General features: G+C 68.9%; 9 protein-coding genes. All 9 read right to left on the bottom strand.

Annotation, left to right across the window (positions count from 1 at the left end):
- Window positions 1-122: 122 nt before the first annotated feature.
- Window positions 123-1,364 carry a site-specific integrase gene (locus AB0I98_RS45585; RefSeq protein ID WP_362951976.1) on the bottom strand — a complete coding sequence of 414 codons (1,242 nt, stop codon included), beginning with the start codon at window positions 1,362-1,364 and terminating at the stop codon, window positions 123-125.
- A gap of 81 nt (window positions 1,365-1,445) precedes the next feature.
- Window positions 1,446-1,688: a helix-turn-helix domain-containing protein gene (locus AB0I98_RS45580; RefSeq protein WP_362951975.1), complete on the bottom strand. Its 243-nt coding sequence runs from the start codon at window positions 1,686-1,688 to the stop codon at window positions 1,446-1,448.
- 489 nt (window positions 1,689-2,177) lie between these two features.
- Window positions 2,178-3,653 (bottom strand): ATP-binding protein, encoded by a 1,476-nt coding sequence (locus AB0I98_RS45575; RefSeq protein ID WP_362951974.1) that lies wholly within the window; start codon window positions 3,651-3,653, stop codon window positions 2,178-2,180.
- Window positions 3,654-3,655: 2 nt separating this feature from the next.
- Entirely contained in the window at window positions 3,656-4,537 is an 882-nt protein-coding gene (locus AB0I98_RS45570; protein WP_362951973.1) for a DNA primase, read from the bottom strand.
- Between the two features lie 84 nt (window positions 4,538-4,621).
- Window positions 4,622-4,912: a hypothetical protein gene (locus AB0I98_RS45565; RefSeq protein ID WP_362951972.1), complete on the bottom strand. Its 291-nt coding sequence runs from the start codon at window positions 4,910-4,912 to the stop codon at window positions 4,622-4,624.
- A 15-nt stretch (window positions 4,913-4,927) separates the two neighbouring features.
- Window positions 4,928-5,401 (bottom strand): hypothetical protein, encoded by a 474-nt coding sequence (locus AB0I98_RS45560; RefSeq protein WP_362951971.1) that lies wholly within the window; start codon window positions 5,399-5,401, stop codon window positions 4,928-4,930.
- Window positions 5,402-5,411: 10 nt separating this feature from the next.
- Complete coding sequence (locus AB0I98_RS45555) at window positions 5,412-5,600, bottom strand: hypothetical protein (RefSeq protein ID WP_362951970.1); 189 nt, start codon at window positions 5,598-5,600, stop codon at window positions 5,412-5,414.
- Between the two features lie 4 nt (window positions 5,601-5,604).
- Window positions 5,605-5,892, bottom strand: a complete 288-nt coding sequence (locus tag AB0I98_RS45550; protein WP_362951969.1) for a hypothetical protein — start codon at window positions 5,890-5,892, stop codon at window positions 5,605-5,607.
- Window positions 5,893-6,033: 141 nt separating this feature from the next.
- Window positions 6,034-8,238: a cell division protein FtsK gene (locus AB0I98_RS45545; protein ID WP_362951968.1), complete on the bottom strand. Its 2,205-nt coding sequence runs from the start codon at window positions 8,236-8,238 to the stop codon at window positions 6,034-6,036.
- Between the last annotated feature and the right edge of the window lie 8 nt (window positions 8,239-8,246).

Here is an 8,246-nt window from a genome sequence, read left to right as displayed (position 1 = left end):
GCTCTCCTTCCACGTTTTATACCGCCCCTGTTCTGTGGGGCTGTCTCCTCTCCGGGGCCGAGTGGGGGCCGTCGGCCGGGCGCTTCCCACTCCGGGAAGGCACGGCCGACGGCCTTTTGCGCTCAGGGTCCGGGAGGTACGTGCTTGCCGAACACTGAGTCGATGGCCCGGCGCGCCCGGTCCTTGCTGTTCGGCATCAAGTGCGTGTACGTCCGCAGCGTGAACCCTGGGTCGGAGTGACCGAGGTACTCGGCCAGCGCCTTGACGTTCTCCCCTGCGTCCAGCAAGACCGACGCGTAGTAGTGCCGCAGCGCATGCATGCCGTACTCGCGTGATCGTTTGAACCGCTCCCCCGGCAGTCGCTCCGGGATGACGCCAGCGGAGACCAGGGCAGGCTTCCACAGGTGCATGTTGAAGTAGTTGCGGTTGAGCGCCTTCCGCTCCCGTGAGAAGAACAGCAAGGTAGCCGTGACCGGTGGTCCGTCCGGAGTCTTCCACGGAAGCGTGACGTCGATGGGCGGTCGGCGGGTGATGTGCGCGGTGAGCGCATCCGCCACCACGTCCGGCAGCGGCACGTCACGCAACTTGCCGCCCTTGGGTGGGGCGAACACCATTCGGGCACCGACCAGCTTGACCTGCCGCGCAATGTGGATCACTCCCCCGGCGAAGTCGATTTCATCGACGGCCAGCCCGAAGATCTCTCCTTGTCGCAAACCGCACCCGGCGCCGAGGTCCACCGTTGTTGCGTACTGCTCTGGGAGTCCGCCGCGAACAGCCACCACTCGATCACGCGTCCACGGCTTGATCTTCCGAGGATCAAGCTTGGGTGCTCGTACGGAACCCGCACGGCAGGGATTGCGGGAGATGATGCCGTCATCCACGGCCGCACCGAACACAGCAGAGACGTTCGCGAACACGGTCCGCTGGTATGACGCGGCCATTCCGGAGTCCATGAGGGCCCGTGCCCACGTGCGGATATGGGTGGGCTGGAATGCGCTCATGGAGCGCGAACCGATGTACGGAAAGGCATGCAGCCGAAACCGCAACTCCATGTTCACGATGGTGGAAGGGTCCGTGGTCTGAGACGCCAACCACGCCGTGGCGAAGCTCTTGAACGTCACCTTGCCTGCCGACGGGTCGACGTACTGCCCCCGCGTCAGGTCAGCCGCAATCTGCGTGAGCCATGCCTCAGCGAGTCGCTTTTGCTTGTCGGGGAACGACCTGCTTCGTTCGCTCCCGTCGGGTGCCACGTAGCGAGCGCGGTACCGCAAACCCGTGCCGAATCGGTCGGTCTTGACCTTGAGTGTCTTGCCCTCGGGAGTTGTCTCGGTCCTGAGCCAGCGGTCTTGGATGTGGCCTGCCATTGTGTCGGCGGTCCCTTCGTGAAGCACAGCAGGGAGAGCCGCTGGTAGCGGCTCTCCCTGCTTTCCTTGGCGGGTGTTCGGTCAGGCGGCGTTGTGGTCGGCGTCCTTGCGGCCAGTCACGTAGGCGCGTACATCGGCGGGGTCGTAGCGGACGTGCTTGCCGACGCGGAAGCCGGGCGGGCCGATGCGCTTGCGGCGCCACTGGTAGACGGTCTCGACGCTCGGCAGCTTGAACATGACGACCAGGTCTTCGGGGGTGAGGTAGCAGTCCGGGAGGCCACCGCGCAGGATCGCGCGGGGGTCTGGGTCTGTCGGGTTTGCCATGGGGACTCCAAGCGGGGGGGCATGGCGGGTCTGTCCGAGGTTCGGATTTCTGCGTCATTGCGTCATCAGCGTCATTCAGGCTTCTGACCTGCGACTTTGTGTGACGCAGTGGTTTGGGGGTGCGTCATCGCAGCGTCATGGGCTGCGTCATCGGATGACGCAGATGACGCAGGATGACGCAGACACGGCCGTCTGCGTCATGCCTCTTGCCACAGGTCAGGGGCCATTTTCTGGCGCGCATGACGCAGATGACGCAGCGTCTTCTCTCTTAGGACAAAAGAGGGGGTGTCTGTAGTAGTCCGGTGGCGCCTCAGAGCGTGAAGAAGGAGCCGCTTCGCGGCGCGACCTTGGGCGGCGGCGCTGCCGCCGGGACAAGAGCAAGAAGAGCACCAGGCGAGAGGCGTGCTCCTCTTGCTGTTCGGCGGACGCCGCCGAAAGAACGTGCCGCGAAGCGGCCCCTTACTGCCTGTCCGGGGCCGCGAGCCCGGGTCAGACGATCCGCTGTTGCTCGTGTGGGGGCGGGGCGGCCGGGCGGGTCATTTCGAGGTAGCGGCCCTCACTGGTGCGGCCCGTGTCGATGAGGACACCCCGGGCGGCAAGCGTCGGCTGGAGGCGCTTGAGACGGTCGGAGAGAACCTTTCCGGTGGTCGGCCACCCCTTAGGCAGGGGACGGAAGTCCTCGCCGCTGTAGAGGCGACTGAGGCAGTGCAGCCACTCCGTCGACGTCATCCGCTGCGCCCCGCCCGGCTCGATGGTGTCGGCATGCCTGAGGACGGTCTGCGCGAGCAGGTCACCCTCAATCACGTCGTCGTTCAGGTCGTCCAGACTGGCCCGGTAGGCGGTGAGCGCCCCCAGGCCGATTGCCGCATCGAGCTGCGCGCACAGGCGCGCGAAGTCCGCCATCCGCAGATCGGTGGGCGTCTCCGCCGCAACAGCGCGGACCTTCACTGTGAGGTCCAGGAGCGAGCCGAGAACGACGGGCAGCACCTCCGCGTACTCCGCCCACAGTTCCGCCTCGGTGCGCCTCACCCGGGGCCGCTCCAACCGCAGCGGCAGAAGCCGTTCCGCCAGGTCGGGCCGGATCACGCCGACGTCGATGCCCGTCAGGAGCAGGGGGCGGCGGTAGCCGATGCGGTACACGTCCCCGTCGGTGAACAGGGCGCGCTTGACGTTCTCGATGCCGGTGACGATGCAGCACATGGCGTCGGACAGGTCCGGCGTCATGTGGGAGAGGTTGTCCAGGGCGGTGACCCATCCCGCCGCCACCGCCGCGACCAGGTTCTCTTCATCCTTGGGCGCCCGGCGCAGGTCACCGCTCATGCCCTCGATGATCCGCACCAGCATCCGGCCGCCGGTGGACTTGCCCGCCCCCTGCGGCCCGGTGAGGAACGGCGCAGGAACGGGCACGGACGGTTCCAGGCAGCCGATCAGCCACGCGATGGCCAGGCACTCGGTCTCCGCGTTGGCGAAGTTGCACAGCCTCAGCAGGAGATCGATGCCCTTGCCGTTGGTGTCCTTGGCGGGCAGGGGCAGTTCCCCGGTGAGCTGGGTGCGCCGCCAGCACACCTCACGAGGGTCCGGCGTGAGCACCTCCCAGCCGGTGGGGTGGATACGGACGGACTGCCCGTCATCGCGGCCCAAGTCCAGCCACGTCGCCCCGTCGAACCCGGGGGCAACCCGGATGTGGACGGGCTGCACGTCCTCCGATAGCGCGAGCGCTTCGATCAGGTCCAACGCCTCCTTGAGCGCGGTCCCGTTGAACACGCCGCGCCCGTCCTTGAACAGGCCGACCATGAGTTCCTGGCGGTGACTGCCCGTCGTGCCCTGAGAGCGGATCGGACGGGCCACGGGGTGGCCATTCTTCTGCGCGTACACGGTCCCCTCAGCGGTGCGGAAGTACCGGAAGTGCGCTTGCGCGTAGTCGGTGATGACCTCGCGTGCGGGGGTCTTTTCGTCCTCAGCCATGGCTACAGTCCCAACGTGGTGCGGGCGTTGGTCCACGCGTCGGCGCAGTGCCGGGGCGATTCGCCCTTGGCCTGCGCGGCGGTAAACAGTCGCGCGGTGTGCGCCTCGGTGAGGCAGCCGCACCGGCCGTGCGTGGACAGCACCGCGAGGAACGTGCGGTACACGGTGGCGTGCACCGCCTCACGGGCCTCGGTGATGCGCTGCACGGCCATGGCGATGCCACGGTCCAGGTACGTGGGCGTGCGGTGAGGGCATGCCCCGCCACCGGCCAGCGCGGGCACCATGACGGCCGTCGACCGGGTCGGGGCGGGTGCCTTCACGGTCAGCGCGCGCACGGCGTCCGGCAGCGCGGTCATGGTGCCGATGCCGGGACCCAGCCACCGGGCATAGGCCATGGTGGATTTGATGTCGACGCCGGGCCGTACGGCGTTGGCGGACTGCATGGCGCCCTGGTAGAGCCAGTGCTCACCCCGGGTCGTTGGCACGGTCCGGGTAGCGGGCAGGCTCGCACGCGCCCACGCGATGGCTTCCGTGTTGTCCAGGTCGACGACGGTGAGATCGGCGCCGCCGGGGTGGTAGGCCACCGCCGCCGCGTCCCGCCACGCCCGCGCCCAAGCGGGCGAGTTGATGATGTCGGGGTCGGTGGTGGCGGCGGCCCAGCCGTGGCACGGCTGCGGGCAGGTGCAGGGGCCGGGGGTCTTCATGTTCGGCCGCCCACCGCACGCGTTGTCGGCGCAGCGGCGGCAGTTCCCGAACGGGAGCTTCCCGTCTCGCAGCGGGAGTGCCGGCGCACCGGCCGCGGCGAGATCCAGAGCGGCGGTGAGGTGGGGGTTCCCTGCCGGATACACACCGCGGGGCGGCATGGTGGTGCGGTCAGGTGTCATGCTGGAGGTCTCCTCGTTCTGTTGGAGGGACAGGAGAACCGGGCGGGCGCGGTCTTGTGGTGAGAGGCGCCCGCCCGGGCGTATCTAGAAGGGCGGTTCGTTGCTGTAGCCGTCACTCGCCCAGGGGTCACGGCCGGTGTGGCGCCGACGCAGCCACCGGCGCAGACGCGGCACGGGCAGCAAGGTCCAGCGGCGGTGCTCGTTCCAGCACGTGCAGGGGTCCCACTCGGTACCGGCGTACTCGCCGTTGTGGTCGCCGTAGTCGTACTCGAAGCCGCCGATGCCCTCGCAGTCCGGACAGTCGGGGCGGGGCGTGTCGGTGAGTACCAGAGCCCTGCGTGGCCAGTGGGCGACCTGAATGCGCAGTCGGATCACGGGGTTGGCCTCCTGTCAGCCGTTGAAGGTGCCGCGCTTGATGACGGCCTTGCGGATGTTGACCGTGCTGCCGCGCCCACCGCTGATGGCGCGCACGGGCATGCGCCACGCGAGGACCGCGAGGGCGATCCACATCGCGGCACCGGAGCTGAACCCAGCGGCAGCGCTGATGACTTCGCCGATGCCCCAGCCGACACCAGCTGCGAGGGCGCCGCCCCCGAGACCGGCGCCGACGAAGCGCTGCGCGATCGGGTCGAGCAGGGGCAGCGGGGTCAGGTCGCGCGGCTCCGGCACGGCCATGGGCGGCGGGGCGAGGTGCTTGGGCATGGGGACCATGCGCCCGTAGGCGTCCGGCACCCACACCACGGGGCCGCGTTCGGCGGCGAGTTCGACGGCCGCCGGGGTCGGCGTGTACAGCTCCAGCGACGCCGGGTCGTACGCCGCGCCGGTCGGCGCGTCCGGCCGCAGGGCGGGAGTGTGTTCGTGCATGGCTGGCCTCCTAGATCTTGCCGAGGGCGTCGACGACAGCGGCAGTCAGCTCGTTCATCGGCTCGGAGGCGCCGGTGGAGGCGAGGTAGAAGCCGAACATCATGGCGACGAACGCGGCGCCGTAGCCGAGGGTCTTGGAGCGGAGCAGGAAGAACAGGACCAGGCCGAACAGGGCGACCAGGGAGACGGTGACGGCCATCGGTTCATCCCTTCGGGGCGGGCCGCCGGGCAGCGGCGGGGGTGTCGGTGCCGTCGCGGTAGACGCGCAGCCAGAGGTTGTAGAGGTGGCGGCCGACGCGTATGCGCTTGCCGTGGCCCTTGCAGCGGCGGCACGGCTTGCCGCGCTTGAGGCGGCCTTTGCGGTCGGTCTTCATCGCGAAGCCGAAGCCGCGGCACTTGCGGCAGTCGCCGAACGGGCTCGCCGCACACAGGCTCACGTAACCGAGAGTGACGGCGAGTAGGCAGGCACTAGCAAGGAGGATCAGGGTCATGGGGTGCCTTCCAGGCGGGGTTTCCGGCGTTCTCGCAGGCTGGGTGCTAGGTGCGAGATTGCTGATCAGGACCGGTTTGATGTGCTAGTGGGGGTGCTAGGTCTAGCAGCCGGGGCTGCTAGACCTAGCACCCGCGCGCGGTCAGTCCGAGGACCGCTTTCCGTTACGCTGGGTGATTGCAGCCACGATGTCGGCGCGGGCGATGCCGCGGCGGGTGGTGCCCTTGCCCTTGTCGGTCGTGCCCCACACGTCCTGTGCCGTGACGCCGTGCGGGCGCAGGTTCGTGGTCACTGTCTCGGCCTTCCAGCCGCCGTAGACCTCCGGCCGCAGCGTGGCGAGACGGGCGGCCACCTTCTCGTTCCACACCTTGTCCTCGTCCGCAGCGACAACCTTGACGATGTCGGCCAGCAGATCGAACGATGGTTCGCCGCTGTCGGGCGTCTCGCCGATGGCGTGGCCGGTGATGTTGCCGTACTCCTCGCGCATCTTCCGCGCGCGGGCGACGACCTGTTCGGCGCCGACCGCGTCGACGAACGCGCTCGCGACGATGCGCGGGTCGTCGCCTTCACCGGCCATCCAGCAAATCCCGCGGTCGGTGCGGGAGAACATGGTGGCCCGGTATCCGGCCTTGTACATCGACGTGCCGAGCACCATGTCGTTGGCGGGCTGCCCCATCACCTTCAGGCAGAACCGCAGCACCGCGTTCGCTGAGATGCCGGTGGGCAGCGACTTCGCGTCCGGGCGCTGCGTGCCGAACAGCGTCACCATGCCCAGGGCGGGACCGCGTTTGCCCAGGTCGGTGGCGATCTCTTCGATCTCCGCGCCGTACTTCTCGTGCTCGAACGGGACTTGGCACTCATCGAACCCGGCGACGATCGGGTGCAGCCCCAGGGACTTGTCGTTCGCCAGCTCCGGGGTCACCTTCGACTCCGGGCAGCGTGAGCGCGGCAGGGACTTGATGACCTTCGCCCGACGGCGCAGCTCCACCCGCAGCTCCCGCAGCGATTCGAGGACGTAGAGGATGTCTTCGTCCTCGTCTCCGGCCCGGTAGCGGTGGCAGACCGGCTCCAGGGCGCCGAAGTCGCCGGTGCCCTTGAAGTCGAACGCGTACAGCTCCGCGCGCGGGTCCAGGGCGGCGATGAGCAGGAACAGCCGCATCAGGAACGTCTTGCCCATGCGCGGGATGGACCCGACCACCACGGAGGCGAACATGAGCGTGACGGCCACGTCGGCCATGCGCTGGTCGTTGCCGAACACGACCGGCTTGAACAGGTCCACCTGTCCGGACTTCAGCAGCGGCCACGCGGGCTTGGTGGTCTCGTTCATGGGCTTGTCGCCCACCCACAGGATCAGCCGACCCTCGTGCTCGGTCGGGTCGGCCGACGGCCACACGCAGCCGACCTTGCGGCGCAGCCCGGACGCCAGCGACTTGCGTTCCTCCATGATGTCCTCCGGGGTCACCCCCCAGGGAAGGTCGAGATCGGCGCGGTAGCCGGGGCCATCGCGGGTGATCTCGGAGGTGAAGCGCATGCCGTTCATGTCGCCGCCCTTCTTGATGGCGGCCGTCAGCTTCGGGTTGCCGATGTTGTCCAGCGCGCGCAGCACGATCGGGCCGGTGAGCTTCTGGATCTCGGTCTTCAGCACTGCGGGCCCGATCACGGGATGGTCCTGCGGGGCGCCCCAGAACCCGCACACCAGCACCGCGGCTGAGGCCAGCACACCCAGCCAGGCCGGGGCCATCACGTACAGGGTCAGCGCGAACGCGGTGCCGAAGACGAGCGCCACCGTGGTGACCAGCACCCGCAGCCGCACCCGCCCGTCGCGCTGCCGGGACAGCTTGAGGTATTCGGCGGTGTTCTCCCTGCGCACCTCGTACTCGCGCAGCGGGGCGCCCTCGGCATCCCACACCCACCGGTTGGTCTCGCGCACCAGGCGGGCCGCGCCGCGTGGCGCGAGCCGGGTCAGCCGCAGGGCGTACCAGGGGGTGCGGATGCCGTGGTAGGCGGTGGCGTAGAAGGCGTTGCTGGCCGCCCGCTGCACGGTCGAGACGAACCCCGGCTTGGAGGTCAGCCACGTCGGCAGGATCGGCCGACGCTTGTAGGTGGTGACGCCCGGCGCGGGCAGGTCGGGCCGGTCGACCGGTCGGGCGACCGAGTCGGCCGACTCCTCATCGTCCGCGTCTGCCGACTCGGTCGGGCGGGAGTCGGGCACCAGGTCGGGCGTCGGGGCGGCCGACCCATCGCGGGCGGATCGGGCCTTGTCGAGGTCGACTACCTCAGCGCTGGAGTCGTCGGCCATCTCGGCTTCGAGCCGGTTAAAGAGTTCGTTGTCGTCGGGCTGGTTCACTGACAGTT

Source organism: Streptomyces sp. NPDC050211, from assembly GCF_040656035.1.
Taxonomy (GTDB): Bacteria; Actinomycetota; Actinomycetes; order Streptomycetales; family Streptomycetaceae; genus Streptomyces.
The sequence above is the reverse complement of the archived record's forward strand: the minus strand, read 5'-3'. Positions and strand labels throughout refer to the sequence as shown.